This is a genomic window from Streptomyces sp. NPDC102441 (assembly GCF_044765585.1).
In the GTDB taxonomy this organism is placed as follows: Bacteria; Actinomycetota; Actinomycetes; order Streptomycetales; family Streptomycetaceae; genus Streptomyces.
The window spans coordinates 188,904-207,590 of record NZ_JBIWKH010000006.1 but is presented as its reverse complement, the minus strand read 5'-3'; the positions used below and the strand labels follow the sequence as shown (position 1 = coordinate 207,590).

The following is an 18,687-nucleotide window of genomic DNA, read 5'->3' as shown; positions in this document are numbered from 1 at the left end:
GTCATGCACTGGTAACACCGAGCAGTGACCCTAGGTACATACGCGGTGGCTCCCGCAGCCGCCGTCGTCATTGCTTCCCGCTACTCAGTGCGCGCCGGGCGCGCGCATCCGCTCCGAGGGGGAACACCCACGATGCACGCCGCACCGGTACGAGCCAGTGCCATCCCGACCGTCACCACCGCGCTCCGCGCGGTCGAGTCACTGCTGCTGAGCAGCGGCCAGCGCACCGCCCGCCGCAACGCCTGGACGGCGGTCCTCGAGGACCGCCGCAGGGCACAGGACCGGGTCGAGGCGGACCATGTGCTGAAGGCTGTGGCCGACCACCGTTCCTAGGTCGCTCCAGGGCCACGTAAACTTCGGCACATGGCGAGGAAGGCAAACACTGAAGGCGCGGACAGCGCCGAGAACGCGGGGCGGCTCAAGCAGATCGCCCTGACCTACAAGATGACCAGGCGGTCGGATCCCAAGGTGGGTCTTGTCGTCGCGGGTGTGGGAATCGTCACCTTCGGTGTCCTCCTCGCGATCGGTTTCCTGGTCGGTCACCCGGTCTACGCGGGCATCCTGGGCTTCGTCCTGGCCTTCCTCGCGATGGCGATCATCTTCGGACGGCGTGCCGAGCGCGCGGCCTTCGGCCAGATGGAGGGGCAGCCCGGCGCGGCCGCGGCGGTGCTGGACCGGGTGGGCCGTGGCTGGACCACGACTCCGGCCGTCGCGATGAACCGTAACCAGGACGTCGTCCACCGGGCGGTCGGCAAGGCCGGCATCGTCCTGGTGGCGGAGGGCAACCCGAACCGGGTGAAGAGCCTGCTGGCGGCCGAGAAGAAGCGGATGGCCCGCATCGTCATCGACGTACCGGTGCACGACATCATCGTCGGCGACGGCGAGGGCCAGGTGCCGCTGAAGAAGGTGCGCACCACGATGCTGAAGCTTCCGCGGGTCCTGACCGGCCCGCAGGTGACCGCCGCCAACGACCGGCTCCGGGCGATGGGCGACCTGATGAGCAACATGCCGCTGCCCAAGGGCCCGATGCCGAAGGGCATGCGGATGCCGCGCGGCGGAAAGATGCGCTGACCGAACGTATACGCAGAGGAGCGGCCCCGGACGACGTACGCGTCCGGGGCCGCTCCTCTGCGTACACGCCCGCGGACGTGTCCCGCAGAGGCGCCGTCCCGCCAGGCCTCAGATACGGACCTGGACGGCGCGGGCCAGCCGGTCGTGGAGGCCACGGCTGTCGCGGTCCCAGACGATGGCCGGGATCACCAGGACGAGCAGCACGCTCCGCACGACGACCCGCACGACACCGAGCCGTCCGCCGTCCTCGGCGATGACCCGCAGGCCCAGAATCCGCTTGCCGGGGGTGGAACCGACCGTTCCGACCGTCAGCAGGCTCATGACGAGGAAGACGCCGAGCGCCCAGTTCCCGGCCGTCTGCTGGTCACCACGAGCGAGCAGGCCGTATGCGATCACCATGCACACGATCCAGTCGATGAAGAGGGCCCCGAAGCGCCGGCCGAGCGGGGCCACGGCACCCGGGCCTTCCTGGGGCAGACCGAGGCGCTCGCCCCGGTAACCGAAGTCGGCGCCCATGTCCTCGGCCGCCGCGCGCGGCCCCGAGAGCCACGATCCGATTGCTTGCCTGTTGTCCACCCGTCCACGGTACTGCTCCCGCCTCCGCACCCGACCGGCCGGGGCGGCGGACACGTCGCTGAGGTGCCGCACACTGCCGCCCTGGTTAACTTGTGCGAAACAAATGGGTCATGCTGGAGAAATCCTGTCTACCTATGGTCGGGTCCAGCGTGTGCCACCGCACTGGCCACACAGACGAGCTGCAACCCCGCCCTTTCCCGGGTCGGGAGTAGGAGGAGTTGGATGTTCCAGAACGCCGACGAAGTCCATAAGTACATCGCCGACAACGACGTCAAGTTCGTCGACGTCCGGTTCTGCGACCTGCCGGGCGTGATGCAGCACTTCACGATTCCGGCGGCGATCTTCGACCCGGCCGAGGAACTGGCTTTCGACGGCTCGTCGATCCGCGGCTTCCAGGCCATCCACGAGTCGGACATGGCGCTCCGTGCGGACCTGTCCACGGCTCGGCTCGACCCGTTCCGCCGCGACAAGACGGTGAACATCAACTTCTTCATCCACGACCCGATCACCGGCGAGCAGTACAGCCGTGACCCTCGGAACGTGGCCAAGAAGGCCGAGGCCTACCTCGCCTCGACCGGCATCGCCGACACCGCGTACTTCGGCCCCGAGGCGGAGTTCTACGTCTTCGACAACGTCCGCTTCCAGACGTCGGCGAACGAGAGCTTCTACCACATCGACTCCGAGGCCGGCGCCTGGAACACCGGTGCGGTCGAGAACAACCGTGGTTACAAGGTCCGCTACAAGGGCGGCTACTTCCCGACGCCGCCGGTCGACCACTTCGCCGACCTGCGTGCCGAGATCTCCATGGAGCTGGACAAGAACGGCCTGCAGGTCGAGCGCCAGCACCACGAGGTCGGCACCGCCGGCCAGGCCGAGATCAACTACAAGTTCAACACGCTGCTCGCCGCGGCCGACGACCTGATGCTCTTCAAGTACATCGTGAAGAACGTCGCCTGGCGCAACGGCAAGACCGCGACCTTCATGCCGAAGCCGATCTTCGGTGACAACGGCTCGGGCATGCACGTCCACCAGTCCCTGTGGGCCGGTGGCGACCCGCTGTTCTACGACGAGCAGGGCTACGCGGGCCTGTCGGACATGGCGCGCTACTACATCGGCGGCATCCTGAAGCACGCCCCGTCGCTGCTCGCCTTCACCAACCCGACGGTGAACTCCTACCACCGCCTGGTCCCCGGCTTCGAGGCCCCGGTCAACATGGTGTACTCGCAGCGCAACCGCTCCGCCGCGATGCGCATCCCGATCACGGGCTCCAACCCGAAGGCGAAGCGCGTCGAGTTCCGCGCCCCCGACCCGTCCTCGAACCCGTACCTGGCGTTCTCGGCCCTGCTGATGGCCGGCCTGGACGGTGTCAAGAACAAGATCGAGCCCCCGGAGCCGATCGACAAGGACCTCTACGAGCTGGCCCCCGAGGAGCACGCGGGCGTCCAGCAGGTCCCGACCTCGCTCCCGGCGGTCCTCGACGCGCTCGAGGCCGACCACGAGTACCTCCTGGCCGGCGGCGTCTTCACGCCCGACCTGATCGAGACGTGGATCGACTACAAGCGCACGAACGAGATCGCCCCGATCCAGCTGCGCCCGCACCCGCACGAGTTCGAGCTGTACTTCGACCTCTAGGCGCGCGGTAGTTCGCAGGAACACATGTGAGGGCCGCCATCCCCTGGCCGGGGGTGGCGGCCCTCGCGTGTGCGCCCTGCCGGGGCCCGTTGGTTCAGGACCCGCAGCAGCCGCCGGCCTGTTCTGCGGCGGGGTCGTCGAAGAGTCCGGCGCCGCCGCATACTCCGGTCTCAGGGAGGGTGAGTTCGACGCGGCCGGCGGACTCGGTGTCGCCCGCGATGGCGGCGGCGACCGAGCGGACCTGCTCGTAGCCGGTCATCGCGAGGAAGGTGGGGGCACGTCCGTAGGACTTCGTACCGACCAGGTAGACGCCCTGTTCGGGGTGGGACAGTTCGCGGTGGCCGTGCGGGTGGACGGTGCCGCAGGAGTGCTGGTTCGGGTCGATGAGCGGGGCGAGCTCCACCGGGGCCTGGAGGCGCTCGTCCAGGGCCAGGCGGAGCTCCGACAGGAAGGACAGGTCGGGGCGCAGGCCCGTCAGGACGATGACCTCGTCCACCGGGTCGAGGCGCCGGCCGTGCTCACCGACGAGGGTCAGACGGTCGTCGGTGGTGGGCTCGATGGCCTCGGTACGGAAACCGGTGACGGCGTCGGCGTATCCGTCGTCGACGGCGGCCTTGGCGGCCAGGCCCAGGGCGCCCCGGGCGGGGAGCTGGTCGGCGGGGCCGCCGCCGAAGGTGGATCCGCTGATGCCACGGCGCAGGACCCACACCGAGTGCGTGCCGGGTGCGTCCTTCGCTACGTCGGCGAGGCCGGCCAGGACGGTGAACGCGGAGGCGCCGGAGCCGATGACAGCGGTGCGCCTGCCTGCGTACCGGGCGCGGACCGCGGGGTCCTTCAGGTCGGGGATGCGGTAGGAGACGCGGGCGGAGGCGGCGCGTTCGCCCAGGGCGGGCAGTCCGTCGGCGCCGGCCGGACCGGGGGTCGACCACGTACCGGACGCGTCGATCACGGCCCGGCCGAGGATCCGCTCCTCGGCGCCGTCGGCGCGTGTGAGGCGGATCGTGAAGGGCTGCTGCTCGCGGTCCGCGTCGACGATCCTGTCCCGGCCGAGGCGGGAGACGCCGGTGACGGTGGCGCCGTGGCGGACCTTGTCCCCCAGGGCTTCGGCGAGTGGCTGGAGGTACCGCGCGACCCAGTCCCCGCCCGTGGGGTAGGTGTCCGCGTCGGGCCTCGCCCAGCCGGTCGGCGCCAGGAGCTTCTCGGCGGCCGGGTCGACGAGCTCTCCCCAGGTGGAGAACAGCCGCACGTGTGACCAGTCGCGTACCGCGGTGGCGGCGGTGAGCCCTGCTTCCAGGACCAGTGGCTGGATGCCGCGCCCGACCAGGTGGGCGGCGGCCGCCAGCCCGGCGGGGCCGGCCCCGATGACGACGACCGGCAGGTCTGCAGTGGTGGTCATGGCGGTGATGCCCTCCTAGGACGGGCGACGGATGAGCGAGGAATGAGCGAACACACCCGGTCGCTGTTTCGATGTTTGTCTATATTCGAAGCCTGGCACTTCGCATCGACGGATGTCAACATAGACGTATGTCGAATTCTGAGGTTGTGGAGCCGCCCGTCCTGGACGCGGGCGCCGTGGTGCCGTGCTGCCCGCCGATCACTTCGGGTGAGCTGTCGCAGGACGACGCGGAGAGGATGGCCGTGATGTTCAAGGCGCTGTCCGACCCGGTGCGGCTGCGCCTGTTCTCCAAGGTCGCCTCGCACCCCGGCGGCGAGGCGTGCGTGTGCGACATCTCCGACGTCGGCGTCTCCCAGCCGACGGTCTCCCACCATCTGAAGAAGCTGCGCGAGGCCGGCCTGCTGACCTCGGAGCGGCGCGGGACCTGGGTCTACTACCGGGTCGCCCCGTCCGTCGTGGCGGCCATGTCCGCCATGCTCGACCTGCGCACCTGATACCGGGCGGTGCGTCAGGCCTCCCCGCCCGGGGCGCCTGCGGCGAACCTCCTGCGCCAGGCCAACGCGACGTACACGAGTCCGATCAGGACGGGGACTTCGATCAGCGGGCCGACCACGCCGGAGAGGGCCTGCCCGGAGGTGACGCCGAAGGTGGCGATGGCGACGGCGATGGCCAGCTCGAAGTTGTTGCCCGCCGCAGTGAACGCCAGCGTCGCGGTGCGGTCGTAGGCGAGGCCAAGGGCCTTGCCGAGGAGGAAGCTGCCGAAGAACATGATCGCGAAGTAGACGAGCAGCGGCAGCGCGATGCGCACGACGTCCAGCGGCTGCGAGGTGATCGTCCTCCCCTGGAGCGCGAAGAGGACGACGATCGTGAACAGCAGTCCGTACAGCGCCCAGGGGCCGACCTTCGGCAGGAACTTCGCCTCGTAACTCTCGCGTCCCATTCTCCTCTCGCCGATGCGCCGGGTGAGGAAGCCGGCGAGCAGAGGGACGCCGAGGAAGATGACGACGTTCAACGCAATGTGCCACACGGACACGTCCAGGCCCTGCCCGTCGCCGAGGCCCAGCCACCGGGGCAGCAGGTCGAGGTAGAACCAGCCGAGCAGGCCGAAGGCGAGGACCTGGAACACGGAGTTGAGGGCGACGAGGACCGCTGCGGCTTCGCGGTCGCCGCAGGCGAGGTCGTTCCAGATGATGACCATGGCGATGCAGCGGGCGAGGCCGACGATGATCAGGCCGGTGCGGTACTCGGGCAGGTCGGGCAGGAAGATCCACGCCAGGGCGAACATCACGGCGGGGCCGATGATCCAGTTGATGACCAGCGAGGAGACCAGCAGCTTGCGGTCGCTGGTCACACGGTCGAGCCTGTCGTAGCGGACCTTGGCCAGGACCGGGTACATCATCACCAGCAGGCCGAGCGCGATCGGCAGGGAGATCCCGCCGGTCTCGATCTTCGCCAGTGCGTCGTTCATCCCGGGGACCAGCCGGCCCAGCCCCAGGCCGACGGCCATGGCCAGCAGGATCCACACCGCGAGGTAGCGGTCCAGGGTGGAGAGCTTCTTGACGATCGAGTCGTCCGCTCCGGCCTCCGGCGTTGCGCCGGAGGGGGTGGTGGTGGGCTCGGCGGAGGTCACGGGCAGGCCCTCTTGTTCTCGGAAGAGGTGCGAGCGGATTCGGCGAGCGCCGCGAACTGCTCCGAGAGGCCGGCGAGGACCTCGGGGCGCAGCTTGTAGTAGGTGAAGCGGCCGCAGGGCTCGGTCTCCACCAGTCCGGCCTCGCGCAGGACCTTCATGTGGTTGGAGAGGTTGGTCTGCTTCGCCCCGGTCTCCGCGACCAGGTGGGTCGTGCACAGGGTCTCGCGGGCCAGCAGGGTCACGATCCGGAGGCGGAGCGGGTCGCTCAGCACCCGGACCAGATCAGGATCCACTGATGTCAGCATGCGCTGATACTGTCACATCATCGCTCGCTGACATCAGCGGGGGCTGAACCTCTGTACCGCCCGGCGGCTCCGGAGCGGCGGATCCGGTATTCGCGAGGCCCCTACACTGAGACCCTTCGGGTCCGACAGCGCGGCCCACGCCGGACAGGAGAGCGAAGGTGGCAGCAGGGGGCTCCGACGATCCGCCCGCCGAGGTGCTGACGGACGCGGCTGCGGCCTTCGGGCTGCTGGCATCGCCACCGCGCCTGCACATCGTGTGGGCGCTGGCGGAGGGCGAGAGTGATGTGAGCGGGCTCGCCCAGCGCGTGGGCGGAGCGCTGCCCGCGGTGAGCCAGCATCTGACGAAACTGAAACTCGCCGGCCTCGTACGCTCCCGGCGGGAGGGGCGACGACAGGTCTACTTCGTCGACGACCCCGACGTGGTGACGGTGGTGCGGCTGATGATCGGCCAGCTGACCACCCGTGCCGCGCACGCTTCGGCCCCCCGCATCCGTGACATCGGTGCCTGAGACCGCAGCGTCCGGCAGTACCGATCCTGCGGGCCCCGGTGGACAGTGGGCGCGGCGCCCGTCGGACACGGCTCCCCGGCCGGGCGACGGATCGCCGCCCTGGCCCGAACTCACCTCCCTCCAGGTGCTGCGGCGGCTGGACAGCGGGCCCCGCGGGCTCGTCGAGGCGGGAGCCGGGGAACGGCTCGCCCGGTTCGGCGAGAACACGGTGTCGTCACGGCGGACGGCCTCCTGGTCCGGCCGCCTCGCGGGAAGCCTGCGGGATCCGTTCACCGTCGTCCTGCTGTGTCTGGGACTGGTGTCGGCCACCGTGGCGGCCTGGGGCACCGCGAGCGTGATCCTCTCCCTGGTGGTGGTCAGCTGCGTCCTGCGTGCCGGCGGGGAGCGCCGGGCCGACCGGTCCGTGGCCGCGCTGCGGAAGCTGGTGGCGACCACGGCGACCGTGCTGCGGCGCACGGCGGAGGACGCGGCGCCCCGGTCACGGGAGATCCCGGTCGACGAGCTGGTACCGGGCGATGTGATCCGCCTCGGCCCGGGTGACCTGGTCCCCGCCGATGTACGGCTCCTTCGCGCGAGCGGCCTCACGGTGCACCAGGCCCCGCTGACGGGAGAGTCGGCCCCGGTGGCCAAGTACCCCGTCGACGTACCGGTGGAGCAGGTCGGACTGTTCGACCAGCCGCAGTTGTGCTTCCAGGGCAGCAGCGTGGGAGCGGGCAGCGGTACCGCGGTGGTCGTCTCGACCGGTGCGCACACCCGCTTCGCCGCCACCCGGAGCGGCCCGGGGCAGCGCGCGGCCAGCGCGTTCGACCAGTCGGTGCACGGGATCTCCTGGGTCCTCATCCGCTTCATGCTGCTGACCCCGCCCCTGGCGCTCATGGCCAACGCGGCGCTGCGCGGCAGGGGTTTCGAGATGCTGCCGTTCGCGGTGGCGGTCGCGGTCGGACTCACCCCGGAGATGCTGCCGGTCATCGTCACCACCGCCCTGGCCCGTGGGGCGGCCCTCCTCGCCCGTGACCACAGGGTGATCGTCAAGCGGCTCCCCGCGCTGCACGATCTCGGCGCGGTCGATGTGCTGTGCCTCGACAAGACGGGCACCCTCACCCAGGACCGGCCGGTCCTCCACCACGCGCTGGACGTGCGGGGCCGTCCGGATCCCGGCGTGCTGCACTGGGCCGGTGTCAATGCCTGGTGGACGCTCCAGCTCGCCGACCTGCCCGCCCCTGACGCTCTGGACGAGGCGATCCTGGACGCCGTCGAGGAGGACGAGCCGCTGTCGTACGAAGGTGTGGCGGCGCTGCCCTTCGATCCGGTACGGCGTCTCTCCACCGCGGTCGTACGCCGCCCGGGCCGTCTCGGGCTCCACACGATGGTCGTCAAGGGCGCCGTGGAGGAGGTGCTCGACCGCTGCGCGCTCACCGGGGACGAGCGGGCCCGGCTGCTCTCGCTCGCGGCGCGGGAGGCACGTGACGGCATGAGAGTCCTCGCGGTCGCCACCGCCGAACGGCACGCCCGGAACCGCGACTACACCCCGGCCGACGAGCGGGGGCTCACGCTCATCGGCTTCGTCGCCCTGCGCGACGCCCTCGCCCCGACCGCGGCGGACGCCCTGGATGTCCTCGCGGACCGGGGCGTCACCGTCAAGATCCTCACGGGTGACCACCCGGGCACGGCCGCCCGCGCCTGCCGGGACCTCGGCCTCGACCCCGGCGCCGTCCTCACCGCCGACGCCATCGAGGGCGTCACGGACTCCGAGCTCGCGGACCTCGCCCGCCGCACCACCGTCTTCGCGCGCTGCGCCCCTGAGCACAAGGCCCGGATCATCTCCGCGCTGCGCGCCGACGGGCACACCACCGGGTTCCTCGGTGACGGCGTCAACGACCTTCCCGCACTCCACGCGGCCGATGTCGGTATCTGTCCGCGCGACGCCGTGGACGTCGCCCACGAGAGCGCCGATGTGGTCCTGGCCGAGAAGGACCTCACGGCCATCGCCCATGCGATCAACTCCGGCCGCTACAGCAGCGTGAACATCGCCACCTATCTGCGCATCACGCTCTCCTCCAACCTCGGCAACGTGATCGCGATGCTCGCGACCGGCCTGATGCTGCCCTTCCTGCCGATGCTCCCGGCGCAGATACTGGTCCAGAACCTGTGCTTCGACGCCGCCCAGCTCGCCTTCGCCTTCGACCGGCTCCACCCCGGCACGCTCCGGAGGCCGACGGTGCTGCAACCCCGCCACTTCCTCCGTTTCATCACGGGATTCGGGCTGCTGGGGGCCGCGGCCGACCTGGCCACCTTCGGCGTCCTCGCGCTCGCCCTGCACGACACCGCCGACTCCGGGCAGGCCGCCTTCCACTCCGGGTGGTTCACCGAGAACCTGCTCACGCAGGCGCTGGTGATGCTGCTGCTGCGCGCCGGCCGCCGCACCGCCGAGGGCCGTACCGGGAGCCCGGTCCGCTGGGCCGCCGCAGGCCTGGCCGTCATCGGCATCCTCCTGCCGCCCTCCCCGCTCGGACCGCTGCTCGGCCTGACCGCGCTGCCGCCGCTGTACTACCCGCTGCTCGCCGGGGTCCTCGCCCTGTACACGGTGGCGCTGGCGGCCGCCCGGTCCCGTTACGACAGGCCCGGCACCGGGCGGTAGGCGTGCCTGCGTTCGTCCGGCCATGGCGGAGGGACGACTGAACCCGCACCGAGCTTGTACAGTTGCGCAATCTAGCAACCTTTAAGACGTGCGTCGCACTCCGCCGGTGCGCACGCCCGTACCGATGAGAGAAGGGGCGGTGCGGCAATGCTCCGCAACGGACTTGAACCCTGGCACCTACTGGTCCTGGCGATCGTGGTCATCGTGCTGTTCGGATCGAAGAAGCTGCCGGACTCCGCCCGCGCGCTGGGCCAGTCACTCCGGATCCTCAAGAGCGAGACGAAGGCGATGAAGGAGGACGGCGCGACACCCGGCGCCGCCCCTTCCGAACCGGCCACAGCCGGGGCCGCACGGACCACATCCGAGGCTGCCACGCCGACCGCTCGATAGTTTCCAAGTTGCGCAATAGATGGAACCTTAAGGGCCGCTCCGGCGTTGAACCGGATGACTGCAGATCCAGAGACAATGGAGGAACACCGTGGGAGTCAGCCTGGCCAAGGGCGGCAACGTATCGCTCAGCAAGGAGGCCCCCGGCCTCACCGCCGTGACGGTCGGACTCGGCTGGGACGTGCGCACCACCACCGGCGCTGATCACGACCTCGACGCCAGCGCCCTGATGTGCGACGAAGCCGGCAAGGTCGTCTCCGACCGCCACTTCGTCTTCTACAACAACCTCACCAGCCCCGACGGTTCGGTCCAGCACACCGGCGACAACCTCACGGGCGAGGGCGAGGGGGACGACGAGTCCGTCAACGTGGACCTGGCGTCCGTGCCTGCCGAGGTCGCGAAGATCGTCTTCCCCGTCTCCATCCATGACGCCCCCGCACGCGGGCAGAGCTTCGGCCAGGTCCGTAACGCCTTCATCCGGGTGATCAACCGCGCCGACAACGCCGAGCTGGCCCGCTACGACCTGAGCGAGGACGCCTCGACGGAGACCGCCATGGTCTTCGGCGAGCTCTACCGCCACGGCAGCGAGTGGAAGTTCCGCGCGGTGGGCCAGGGCTACGCCTCCGGTCTGGCCGGCATCGCCGCCGACTTCGGCGTCAACATCTGACGCGGCGGCGGGCGTACGTCGCAAGCCGAAGGCGGGCCGGGGGACGCACTCCCCCGCCCGCCTTCGTCCCCGGGTGACTCCGGTCAGTCCGCCAGCAGTTCGCGGAGTTCGGCGACCGCTGCGCGGAGGCGGTCCGCGAAGGCGTGCATCTGGCCGGCCACCGCCCGCGGGGTGCTCAGGTAGAGGTTGAAGCGGTCGGGCAGCAGGACATAGGCGATGCCGATGCACTTGCTGCTCGTGGAGCCGAAGCCGAAGTACTGGATGTTCTCCGACGGTGCCGAGCTCGTGCTCAGGTAGTCGTCCCGCATGGTGAGCCAGCCCGGGGAGCGGTACAGAGCGGGCTGTTCGCGCACGCCCAGCTCCTCGCCCCGGCGGCGCTGGATCAGTTCCAGCTCCCAGAGGTGCTGCTCGGGGGCCCCGCCCGCCTGGCATTCCCTCGCACGGGCCACATGGGCGGACGCGGCGGCCCGGAACGCCGCCCGGCGGCTGTCCCGGCCGGCAGTGGGGTCGTCCATCGCCGCGACGAAGGCGAGCATCTCGGGGGTGACGACACGCATCGCCTCGGTCCGGCCGTGCCGGTACTGACGGGTGGCGATCGACTCGTACGTGGCTCCCAGATGGCCCTTGGCCCGCTGGTGGGCCAGCTGGTACGCCGCCTGGACGAAGGCGTCCGGGGACGCTCCGAGCGCCTTGGCCGCCGTACTGCCGAAGTCACCGAACGACACGGTGCGGGTGGCGGTGTCTCTGCCGTACGCGGCGAACGCCTCGGCCGCGGTGCGGACCTGCGCCCGCTGGGACGCGTCCAGCTCGAAGGTCAGCGGGTGCGGCACCGGCACGCCCTGGGCGCGCGCCCCGGACCGGCGGGAGTGCTCCTGGGGCGGGGTGCCGAGCAGGGCGTCGGTGAAGCTGAGGATCGTCGTACCGTCCAGCTCGCAGTGCTCGACGTTGATACCGGCCCGGCCGTCCGCGTGGACGACGAAGGAGACGGCCTTGTCGAACCAGCGGTTGCCGCGGTCCCCGTGGAGCAGTTCGTCGCACGCGGCCTGGGTGTCCTCCGGAGCGAAGTCCTCCAGGCAGACGCAGAAGAGCGCGGTCTCGATGTCGTCCAGCGTCCGGGCGTTGCCGGGGTGGCCGTCGACGAGGGACGCCCGGGTGGCCGCCCATTCGGCGCGCGCCATGGTGGTGAGATGGCCGGCCCGGTCCTCCTCGGCCGTGTGGATGTCGGCCTTGGTGACGGCCCGCAGCCCGGCCTCGATCTCGTCGAGGGTGTGCGGGACGCCGTCGGGGCCGAGCACGTCCAGCCGGAACATGGTGCCCCGGAAGAACACCACGATGTGCCGGGCCGTGGAGGGTCCGGGCGCCTGTTCGCTGTACGGGGCGCGCACCGTGTCCAGCGGCACCCCGGGGACACGGGTCGTGGAGAAGAGATACGCGTTCTGCACCATCGACTGGGGCACGCCGCGCTGCTCGACCGGTGCGATCAGCCCCTCGTCGAGCTGCCTCTTGTAGTGCAGCGCCCCCGCGACGAGACCGGCCGCACGGTCGAGCTGTCCCTGGCCGGTGTCCTGGAAAAGGAAGAAGAAGTTGGCGTTGAGCGCGATCCGGTCCCTGCGGCCGAGGTAGCGGTACGGCCAGAAGGTGTCGAGCCAGCTGTGCACTCCCTCCGTCGCGTCGTACTCCTCGAGCGCCGCGTGCAGCGTCCGGCCGGGGCCGCCGGGCCGCAGGAAGGCGGTGACCTCGGCCTCGGTCGCGGCCCGCTCCTCCGCGGTCAGCAACGGGGCGCACCAGGCGAGGAACCTCTCGCAGCTCGCATCGAGCGTGGGCAGCGGCACACGCGGAAGACTGCCTTCACGGGCGAAGGTCGCGCCGGCTGCTGCTTCCTGACTGACGTTCAATGCGGCTCTCTTCTCGGTGAGTCGGGCTTTTCTCGGGTGGTCTACCTGTGCTGCGGCCTGGAGAGATAGAGCTGAGCGTAGAGCCAGCCGTCCTCCTCCAGTCCGCTCGCGTCGACATCGGCCGCGGCGAGGCTGTCCAGGACGCCCCGTTGTTCCTGCGGGCCCGCGAACCGGCGCTGCTTGAAGACCCCGTCGACCCGGGTCGTCCGGTAACCCAGCTCTTCGAGGGCGTTCTCGACGGGGTCGAAGGGGAACATCCGCAGCACGAAGTGCGCCATCCAGGGGAGGCGGCCGTCCTGCGCGCGGACGACACGCGTGAGGGTGCGCTCGGTGACGTAGCCGACGCAGCCCGTGGAGATCACCAGGTCCGTCCCTGCGAGCCGGTCCCGCTGCGCGGGGGTGGGGTCGTCCGTCTCGAGGTCGGCGTCGACGGTGTCGTCGAGGAACCCGGCTTCATGGGCGTAGGCCAGGGCGTTGGCGGAGGCGTCCAGGCCGGTGAAGCGAAGGGTCTGTGCGGGCCTCCGGGAGCGGGCGAGACCGCGGTCGCGCTCCAGCAGCCCGGCGCGGGATCCGGGGCCGCTGCCGTCGTAGCGCGCGTACAGCTCGTCCATCGTGGTGTCGTACTTGAGCAGGGCCGCGTTGATGCCGTACGAGCAGCCGATGTCCAGCACCCGGGGGACGGCCACCTTCTCGGTCTCCCGGTACTCCTTGACGAGCTTGTCGAAGTAGGGCTTGGCCAGTTGGGGGACGCAGTAGCCGAGCGGGCGGAGCACCTGGAAGTAGGTGCGGGGGTCGGGTGCGGTGTAGATGTGGTCCAGCGAGACTTTTCCGGACGCGTCGAGACGCAAGGTCTTCTCCTCGGTGGGGGCGCGCGTGGCAGTGCCTGGGACCGTTCGCCGTACATCTAGTCCAGAAGCTGGTCCCCCCGTACGGACCGGCCGTCCGCCGCCAGGTGTTCGGGCAGTACGCGGCCGAACAGCTGCCGGGTGCGTGACACGCTCCCGATGACGCCGGGGCGCTCGCTGTAGGCGAAGATCGCGCTGTGACGTGCGAGGCCGCCATGGACGGGACTGACCCGGTGCAGCGAGTAGCGGCCCTTGAACAGCTGCAGGTCGCCCGGGTGCAGGGGCAGGCGCTCCGGGGCGCCTTTGCCGTCCAGGACGTCCCGGACGTCGTCGAAGCGCTCGTCGGTGGCGGACCTGATGTTCGGGCAGTACTCGAAGGAGCCGCCCTCCTGTGCCTCCTGGGTCAGCATGCTGACCGTGTACTCGTTGGTGTCGAAGTGCCAGGGATGCTCCATGCCCGGCCGTACGACGTTGAGCACGAGCCCCGAGAGCGGGTCGGCGAGCTCGTACAGGCGTGGCAGCCCTAAGCAGTCGGCGACGAAGCGCTGGAACGCCTCGTGGGCGTAGAGGCTGCCGATGAGGGAGTCCCCGGGGATGCGGTCGCGGGCGACGAACGCGTTGCCGCGCTCGAAGGTACGCCGGCCGGGGTGGTGCTCGGGCAGGTCCGCGTCCACATCGATGTTGTAGACGTTGACCGTCTCGACGTCGAAGTACGCGTGCGGGGCGAGGGCGGCACACTCCTGCCGCAGGGCCTCGTGGAGCCGGGGCCGGACGAAGTCCGGCAGTACGGTGCAGCCGGCCACGGCCAGTTCGCGCCTCGCCCGCGCCACCACGGCGCGGGCTTCGGCACTCTCGGGATCCGACAGGGGGTAGTGGTCCGTGTCGACCACTTGGTCGAGCGTGATGGCTTGCAGAGTGCTCATTCGACCCTCTCACGCGTGGACGTCGGTAACTCAACTGACGGGTAACAGAGTTGAAGTTCCCACAGCCCTGTTGCGTTGTCTGTGACACGTCACACTTCCGGAGAGAGTGTGCGGTGGCCAGAGGCCCTTTCCGGCCGCGTGCGGTGAATCGAGTCAGTCGAGACCGATGACGGGACGTGCGTTGAAGTCGGCGAACATGTCCTCGCCCTCGGGCCCGTCGAGGAACTCGGCCGTGGCCGGATTGCGGTTGGCGGTGGCCAGGGGCAGCCATTCGAGCAGCGAGCCGTAGCCCCCGCAGACCGCCTCTCCCCCGTCGCCGCCGTAGACGGAGGCGGGATCCGAGGTCATCTCGGCGGTGTCGTAGACGTCGAAGGCGATGTGCAGCCCGAAGGCGTTCGGCGGGTGGTGCGGGCCCTTGTCGCCGCCGTAGGGGGGCACGTCCGCCGGATAGCCCTCGCCCCAGCGGAACAGTGTGCGGGCGCCGGCCCCGCAGGCGTGTTCCCACTCGTCGGGGCTGGGCAGCCGCAGGCCGTCCCCGGCGAGCAGCGCGGGTACGAGCGCGGGGAGTTCGGGGAGCTTCCTGGGCTCCACCGCCATCAGCACCGTCGGCAGGGTGACCGTGCGCGGCGGGGTCATCACCCGCGCGAGACGGTCGCGTGGGTCCGTCTCGAAGCCGAAGCCGCCCGCGAGGCTCTCCTCCCGGTAGGAGACGAGCTGCTCCGGCAGCGGCTGCCAGGCGTCCACGTCGAAGCCGACGGTCACCTCACCGCCCGGCACCAGGGCATAGAGCTCACCGGCCCGCTCGATCACCGCGCGGTGCCCGCCGCCGCCCGGGTGCGGAGAGGTGTCCAGCCGGATGAGCCGGCCGTCGGCCCGGCGGGCGGCCTCGTCCGCGTACCGCCCGGCGGTGGCCGCGTCCAGGGCGCGCCAGCGGACGAAGGTCAGGTCGGCGAGAGACATGGCGTGCAGTCTCGCACCCGTCCCGCACGGCGGTGGAGCCGCCGTCCGTGCCCCCGGTTCCTCCTCCGGGGGCACGGACGGCGGGAGCACGGACGGCAGGGTCAGCGGCCGTAGCGGATCAGGGCACGGACCATGCGGCAGGTGGTGTCGGACGGCGGGTGGATGGCGAGACGGTCGGCGGTCGCGCGGATGCGGGCGTTGTCGGCGCTCGACGGCTGGTACACCCCGGTGTCGAGCAGGGCTATCGCCAGGCGCATGGCCTTCAGGCGGCGGTTGTGGGAGACATACCACTCGCGGGGCCGGCCCGCGGGGAGCGGCTTCTTCCGCAGCGGCTTGTGGAGCGGCTGGGTCGTGACTGTGGCAACGGCCATCGGCAACCTCCTGGCACGGTGGTGGAACCCTCACGAACTACCTCCATCTTACTGCCCACCACTGACAATCACCCCTGGCCAGAGGCGCTTTCGGGGATCCCTCCCGTACCCTGGCCCCATGGAGATCTGGATCAATCCCGCCTGTTCCAAATGCCGCAGCGCGGTGAGTCTGCTCGACGCGGAGGGCGCCGAATACACCGTCCGCCGCTATCTGGAGGACGTGCCGTCGGCCGAGGAGATCCGGGCCGTGCTCGACCGTCTCGGCCTGGAGCCGTGGGACATCACCCGCACCCAGGAGGCGGAGGCGAAGGAGCTCGGGGTCAAGGAGTGGGCGAAGGACGCCGGTTCGCGCGAGCGGTGGATCACGGCGCTGTCCGGACACCCGAAGCTGATCCAGCGTCCGATCATCACCGCGCAGGACGGTTCTGCCGTGGTGGCGCGGACGGACGATGCGGTCCGGGACGCGCTGGGGCGCTGACGACGGCCCCGTGGCTTCCGGGTACAACAGGTGCACGGCCACCAACAGGCCCACGACCGGACGCGCCGGCTTCTTCTGCAGGGCCACGCGCCGCTTACGGAGACCGGCCTGCCGCTTGCCGGCTCGCCTTGCCCGCCGCCGCCCGGGCCTACCCGGTCAGGCCCGCCCCACAGCCTCCTCCGCCTGCGCGAGCACCTCGGTGAGACGTAGCCCGAAGCGCACGTCGCAGGGGTGGGCCACCCCCGTACGCGCGGCTTCGGCCAGTGCGTCCACGGCCGCCCCGAACGCGCCGAGCGCGTCGCCGCCTCCCGTCGGCAGGGAGGACACGCCCCGCTCGCCCCGGAACTCGACCTCGGTGCCGGCCGCGCCCTCCGGTGCGCCCAGGGCGAGCGTCACCGTGCTCGACGCGCCGGAGGTGTGGCGCAGCAGCAGATGGGTGGTGTCGGCCGGGCCACGGGCCGCGACCACCTCCGTCACATCGCCCAGGACCGGGATCAGGACCGAGAGCGCGTGCGGGCCCACGTCCCAGAGGCCGCCCTTCTCGCGGCGCCAGGGCGAGGCGCCGAACTCGCTGGTCGCACCCGGGGCGAACAGCGCGCCCATCCACAGGGCGCGTGCCGTGAACCAGCCGCCCGCCGCTGCCTGCTCGGCGATCCACCCGTCCGTGCCCCGGGCGAACCGCAGGGTGCAGAAGACCACGGAGGCGACCCGGGCCCGCTCGGCGGCATCGGCGACCTCGCGCGCGCCCGCCACGGTGGTGGCGACCGGCTTGTCCAGCAGGAGGTGGCATCCGGCCTCGGCGGCGCGCGCGGCCAGGGGCGCCTGGACGTCGGGTGGCACGGCGAACGCCACCGCGTCGCTCGCGGCCAGGAGCGCGTCGATGCCCGCCTCGCCGGTGTACGCCTCGGTGCCGTGGGCGGCGGCGAGCGCGTCCGCCGCCGCGGGGCGGCGGCCCCATACGCCGCTCAGCACGGCGGCGGGGTGGGCGGCGAGGGCGGGGGCGTGGGTGAGGCGCGCCCAGGGGCCCGCCCCGACGAGGCCGACGCGCAGCGGTGCGGCGGAATCCGGGTGTGTGGTCATGCCGCCAGTCTGCCCGGGCCGGGTCGCCGGCGCGGAACGTATCCAGTGCGACGCAGGGTGAGACGGCATCGGGCGGCGGGGACCTGCCGTCCGGCACCTTCACGAAACCTCGGTAACACGGGGTTCACATCCGGGCAACGGTCGGGAAATCGCGTCTTGCCAAGCTGCGCACCATAGACCGCAGCACCCGCAAAGGATGGCGTCCGTGACGTTCAAGGCTGAGTACATCTGGATCGACGGCACCGAGCCGACCGCCAAGCTTCGTTCCAAGACGAAGATCATGGCCGGCAGCCCCTCGCAGGGCGTGGCGGATCTGCCCATCTGGGGCTTCGACGGTTCGAGCACCAACCAGGCCGAGGGCCACGCCTCCGACCGGGTCCTGAAGCCGGTCTTCGCGTGTCCGGACCCGATCCGCGGCGGTGACGACATCCTCGCCCTGTGCGAGGTCTTCCACATCGACATGACTCCGCACGAGTCCAACACCCGTGCGTCGCTGCGTCCGGTCGCCGAGCAGTTCGGGTCCCAGGAGCCGATCTTCGGCATCGAGCAGGAGTACACCTTCTTCGACGGGCACCGTCCGCTCGGCTTCCCCGAGGGCGGCTTCCCGGCCGCGCAGGGCGGCTACTACTGCGGCGTGGGCTCCGACGAGATCTTCGGCCGCGACATCGTCGAGAAGCACCTGGACAACTGCCTGAAGGCGGGCCTCGCCATCTCCGGCATCAACGCCGAGGTCATGCCCGGCCAGTGGGAGTTCCAGGTCGGCCCGGTCTCGCCGCTGGAGGTCTCCGACCACCTGTGGATCGCCCGCTGGCTGCTCTACCGCACCGCCGAGGACTTCAACGTCTCCGCGACCCTGGACCCGAAGCCCGTCAAGGGCGACTGGAACGGCGCGGGCGCGCACACCAACTTCTCCACGAAGGCGATGCGCGAGGGGTACGAGGCGATCATCACCGCGGCCGAGTCGCTCGGTGAGGGCTCGAAGCCGATGGACCACGTCAAGCACTACGGCGCGGGCATCGACGACCGCCTGACCGGTCTGCACGAGACCGCCCCGTGGAACGAGTACAGCTACGGCGTCTCCGACCGCGGCGCCTCGGTCCGTATCCCGTGGCAGGTCGAGCAGGACCGGAAGGGCTACATCGAGGACCGTCGCCCGAACGCCAACGTCGACCCGTACGTGGTCACGCGGCTGATCGTCGACACCTGCTGCACCGCGCTGGAGAAGGCCGGCCAGGTCTGATCCGTCACCGGACCGGTTCGGAGGGGCGCCTGCTCGCGGGCGCCCCTCCGGCATGCCCGGCGGTACGGGAGGGGGGCGTGAGGA

At 70.8% G+C, this 18,687-nt stretch carries 20 protein-coding genes; 10 read left to right on the top strand and 10 right to left on the bottom strand.

The window, feature by feature from the left end:
• Positions 1 to 132: 132 nt before the first annotated feature.
• Both ACIREO_RS15085 and ACIREO_RS15080 read left to right on the top strand, forming a co-directional pair.
• Positions 133 to 333 carry a hypothetical protein gene (locus tag ACIREO_RS15085; protein ID WP_404109278.1) on the top strand — a complete coding sequence of 67 codons (201 nt, stop codon included), beginning with the start codon at positions 133 to 135 and terminating at the stop codon, positions 331 to 333.
• A gap of 30 nt (positions 334 to 363) precedes the next feature.
• Positions 364 to 1,071, top strand: coding sequence for a DUF4191 domain-containing protein (locus ACIREO_RS15080; RefSeq protein WP_404109275.1), 708 nt, complete (start codon positions 364 to 366; stop codon positions 1,069 to 1,071).
• Between the two features lie 108 nt (positions 1,072 to 1,179).
• Here ACIREO_RS15080 and ACIREO_RS15075 read toward each other — a convergent pair whose 3' ends face one another.
• On the bottom strand, positions 1,180 to 1,647 hold the full coding sequence (locus tag ACIREO_RS15075) for an RDD family protein (protein ID WP_404109272.1): 468 nt from the start codon (positions 1,645 to 1,647) through the stop codon (positions 1,180 to 1,182).
• A gap of 222 nt (positions 1,648 to 1,869) precedes the next feature.
• On the opposite strand from ACIREO_RS15075, the gene glnA reads away from it, so the two are divergent.
• Positions 1,870 to 3,279, top strand: coding sequence for a type I glutamate--ammonia ligase (gene glnA, locus ACIREO_RS15070; protein ID WP_404109270.1), 1,410 nt, complete (start codon positions 1,870 to 1,872; stop codon positions 3,277 to 3,279).
• 94 nt (positions 3,280 to 3,373) lie between these two features.
• Here glnA and ACIREO_RS15065 read toward each other — a convergent pair whose 3' ends face one another.
• Entirely contained in the window at positions 3,374 to 4,675 is a 1,302-nt protein-coding gene (locus ACIREO_RS15065; protein WP_404109267.1) for an NAD(P)-binding domain-containing protein, read from the bottom strand.
• A gap of 128 nt (positions 4,676 to 4,803) precedes the next feature.
• On the opposite strand from ACIREO_RS15065, the gene ACIREO_RS15060 reads away from it, so the two are divergent.
• On the top strand, positions 4,804 to 5,169 hold the full coding sequence (locus ACIREO_RS15060) for an ArsR/SmtB family transcription factor (RefSeq protein WP_404109264.1): 366 nt from the start codon (positions 4,804 to 4,806) through the stop codon (positions 5,167 to 5,169).
• A 14-nt stretch (positions 5,170 to 5,183) separates the two neighbouring features.
• Here the strand turns inward: ACIREO_RS15060 and arsB are convergent, their stop codons facing one another.
• Both arsB and ACIREO_RS15050 read right to left on the bottom strand, forming a co-directional pair.
• Positions 5,184 to 6,305 (bottom strand): ACR3 family arsenite efflux transporter, encoded by a 1,122-nt coding sequence (gene arsB / locus ACIREO_RS15055; RefSeq protein WP_404109261.1) that lies wholly within the window; start codon positions 6,303 to 6,305, stop codon positions 5,184 to 5,186.
• Positions 6,302 to 6,610: an ArsR/SmtB family transcription factor gene (locus ACIREO_RS15050; protein ID WP_404109258.1), complete on the bottom strand. Its 309-nt coding sequence runs from the start codon at positions 6,608 to 6,610 to the stop codon at positions 6,302 to 6,304. Before ACIREO_RS15050 ends, arsB begins: the two co-directional genes overlap by 4 nt.
• A gap of 158 nt (positions 6,611 to 6,768) precedes the next feature.
• On the opposite strand from ACIREO_RS15050, the gene ACIREO_RS15045 reads away from it, so the two are divergent.
• The 4 genes from ACIREO_RS15045 to ACIREO_RS15030 all read left to right on the top strand — a co-directional run bounded on the left by ACIREO_RS15045 (position 6,769) and on the right by ACIREO_RS15030 (position 10,811).
• The gene (locus ACIREO_RS15045) at positions 6,769 to 7,119 is read left to right on the top strand and encodes an ArsR/SmtB family transcription factor (RefSeq protein WP_404109255.1); all 351 of its coding nucleotides are present in this window, start codon (positions 6,769 to 6,771) and stop codon (positions 7,117 to 7,119) included.
• On the top strand, positions 7,103 to 9,757 hold the full coding sequence (mgtA, locus tag ACIREO_RS15040; RefSeq protein ID WP_404109253.1) for a magnesium-translocating P-type ATPase: 2,655 nt from the start codon (positions 7,103 to 7,105) through the stop codon (positions 9,755 to 9,757). Before ACIREO_RS15045 ends, mgtA begins: the two co-directional genes overlap by 17 nt.
• 147 nt (positions 9,758 to 9,904) lie before the next feature.
• The gene (gene tatA / locus ACIREO_RS15035) at positions 9,905 to 10,147 is read left to right on the top strand and encodes a Sec-independent protein translocase subunit TatA (RefSeq protein WP_404109250.1); all 243 of its coding nucleotides are present in this window, start codon (positions 9,905 to 9,907) and stop codon (positions 10,145 to 10,147) included.
• A gap of 88 nt (positions 10,148 to 10,235) precedes the next feature.
• A complete protein-coding gene (locus tag ACIREO_RS15030) occupies positions 10,236 to 10,811 on the top strand; it encodes a TerD family protein (RefSeq protein ID WP_404109247.1) in 576 nt (191 codons plus the stop codon).
• Positions 10,812 to 10,894: 83 nt separating this feature from the next.
• Here the strand turns inward: ACIREO_RS15030 and ACIREO_RS15025 are convergent, their stop codons facing one another.
• The 5 genes from ACIREO_RS15025 to ACIREO_RS15005 all read right to left on the bottom strand — a co-directional run bounded on the left by ACIREO_RS15025 (position 10,895) and on the right by ACIREO_RS15005 (position 15,805).
• The gene (locus tag ACIREO_RS15025; protein WP_404109245.1) at positions 10,895 to 12,706 is read right to left on the bottom strand and encodes a choline/carnitine O-acyltransferase; all 1,812 of its coding nucleotides are present in this window, start codon (positions 12,704 to 12,706) and stop codon (positions 10,895 to 10,897) included.
• 41 nt (positions 12,707 to 12,747) lie between these two features.
• Complete coding sequence (locus ACIREO_RS15020) at positions 12,748 to 13,554, bottom strand: class I SAM-dependent methyltransferase (RefSeq protein ID WP_404109242.1); 807 nt, start codon at positions 13,552 to 13,554, stop codon at positions 12,748 to 12,750.
• Positions 13,555 to 13,610: 56 nt separating this feature from the next.
• Positions 13,611 to 14,474 carry an arpA protein gene (locus tag ACIREO_RS15015; protein ID WP_404109240.1) on the bottom strand — a complete coding sequence of 288 codons (864 nt, stop codon included), beginning with the start codon at positions 14,472 to 14,474 and terminating at the stop codon, positions 13,611 to 13,613.
• A gap of 153 nt (positions 14,475 to 14,627) precedes the next feature.
• Entirely contained in the window at positions 14,628 to 15,434 is an 807-nt protein-coding gene (locus tag ACIREO_RS15010; RefSeq protein ID WP_404109237.1) for a hypothetical protein, read from the bottom strand.
• 101 nt (positions 15,435 to 15,535) lie between these two features.
• Positions 15,536 to 15,805, bottom strand: a complete 270-nt coding sequence (locus tag ACIREO_RS15005; protein WP_362933898.1) for a hypothetical protein — start codon at positions 15,803 to 15,805, stop codon at positions 15,536 to 15,538.
• A gap of 118 nt (positions 15,806 to 15,923) precedes the next feature.
• On the opposite strand from ACIREO_RS15005, the gene ACIREO_RS15000 reads away from it, so the two are divergent.
• The gene (locus ACIREO_RS15000; protein ID WP_404109234.1) at positions 15,924 to 16,283 is read left to right on the top strand and encodes an arsenate reductase family protein; all 360 of its coding nucleotides are present in this window, start codon (positions 15,924 to 15,926) and stop codon (positions 16,281 to 16,283) included.
• A 156-nt stretch (positions 16,284 to 16,439) separates the two neighbouring features.
• Here the strand turns inward: ACIREO_RS15000 and ACIREO_RS14995 are convergent, their stop codons facing one another.
• Entirely contained in the window at positions 16,440 to 17,363 is a 924-nt protein-coding gene (locus ACIREO_RS14995; RefSeq protein WP_404109231.1) for a Gfo/Idh/MocA family protein, read from the bottom strand.
• 205 nt (positions 17,364 to 17,568) lie between these two features.
• Here ACIREO_RS14995 and glnII point away from each other — a divergent pair, with 205 nt between their 5' ends.
• The gene (gene glnII, locus ACIREO_RS14990) at positions 17,569 to 18,603 is read left to right on the top strand and encodes a glutamine synthetase (protein WP_404109228.1); all 1,035 of its coding nucleotides are present in this window, start codon (positions 17,569 to 17,571) and stop codon (positions 18,601 to 18,603) included.
• Positions 18,604 to 18,687: the final 84 nt, after the last annotated feature.

Coding starts and splice junctions, on each gene's coding strand:
- ACIREO_RS15085 (WP_404109278.1), top strand. CDS start 133: ATGCACGCCGCACCGGTACGAGCCAGTGCCATCCCGACCGTCACCACC.
- ACIREO_RS15080 (WP_404109275.1), top strand. CDS start 364: ATGGCGAGGAAGGCAAACACTGAAGGCGCGGACAGCGCCGAGAACGCG.
- glnA (WP_404109270.1), top strand. CDS start 1,870: ATGTTCCAGAACGCCGACGAAGTCCATAAGTACATCGCCGACAACGAC.
- ACIREO_RS15065 (WP_404109267.1), bottom strand. CDS start 4,675: ATGACCACCACTGCAGACCTGCCGGTCGTCGTCATCGGGGCCGGCCCC.
- ACIREO_RS15060 (WP_404109264.1), top strand. CDS start 4,804: ATGTCGAATTCTGAGGTTGTGGAGCCGCCCGTCCTGGACGCGGGCGCC.
- ACIREO_RS15050 (WP_404109258.1), bottom strand. CDS start 6,610: ATGCTGACATCAGTGGATCCTGATCTGGTCCGGGTGCTGAGCGACCCG.
- tatA (WP_404109250.1), top strand. CDS start 9,905: ATGCTCCGCAACGGACTTGAACCCTGGCACCTACTGGTCCTGGCGATC.
- ACIREO_RS15015 (WP_404109240.1), bottom strand. CDS start 14,474: ATGAGCACTCTGCAAGCCATCACGCTCGACCAAGTGGTCGACACGGAC.
- ACIREO_RS15010 (WP_404109237.1), bottom strand. CDS start 15,434: ATGTCTCTCGCCGACCTGACCTTCGTCCGCTGGCGCGCCCTGGACGCG.
- ACIREO_RS15005 (WP_362933898.1), bottom strand. CDS start 15,805: ATGGCCGTTGCCACAGTCACGACCCAGCCGCTCCACAAGCCGCTGCGG.
- ACIREO_RS15000 (WP_404109234.1), top strand. CDS start 15,924: ATGGAGATCTGGATCAATCCCGCCTGTTCCAAATGCCGCAGCGCGGTG.
- ACIREO_RS14995 (WP_404109231.1), bottom strand. CDS start 17,363: ATGACCACACACCCGGATTCCGCCGCACCGCTGCGCGTCGGCCTCGTC.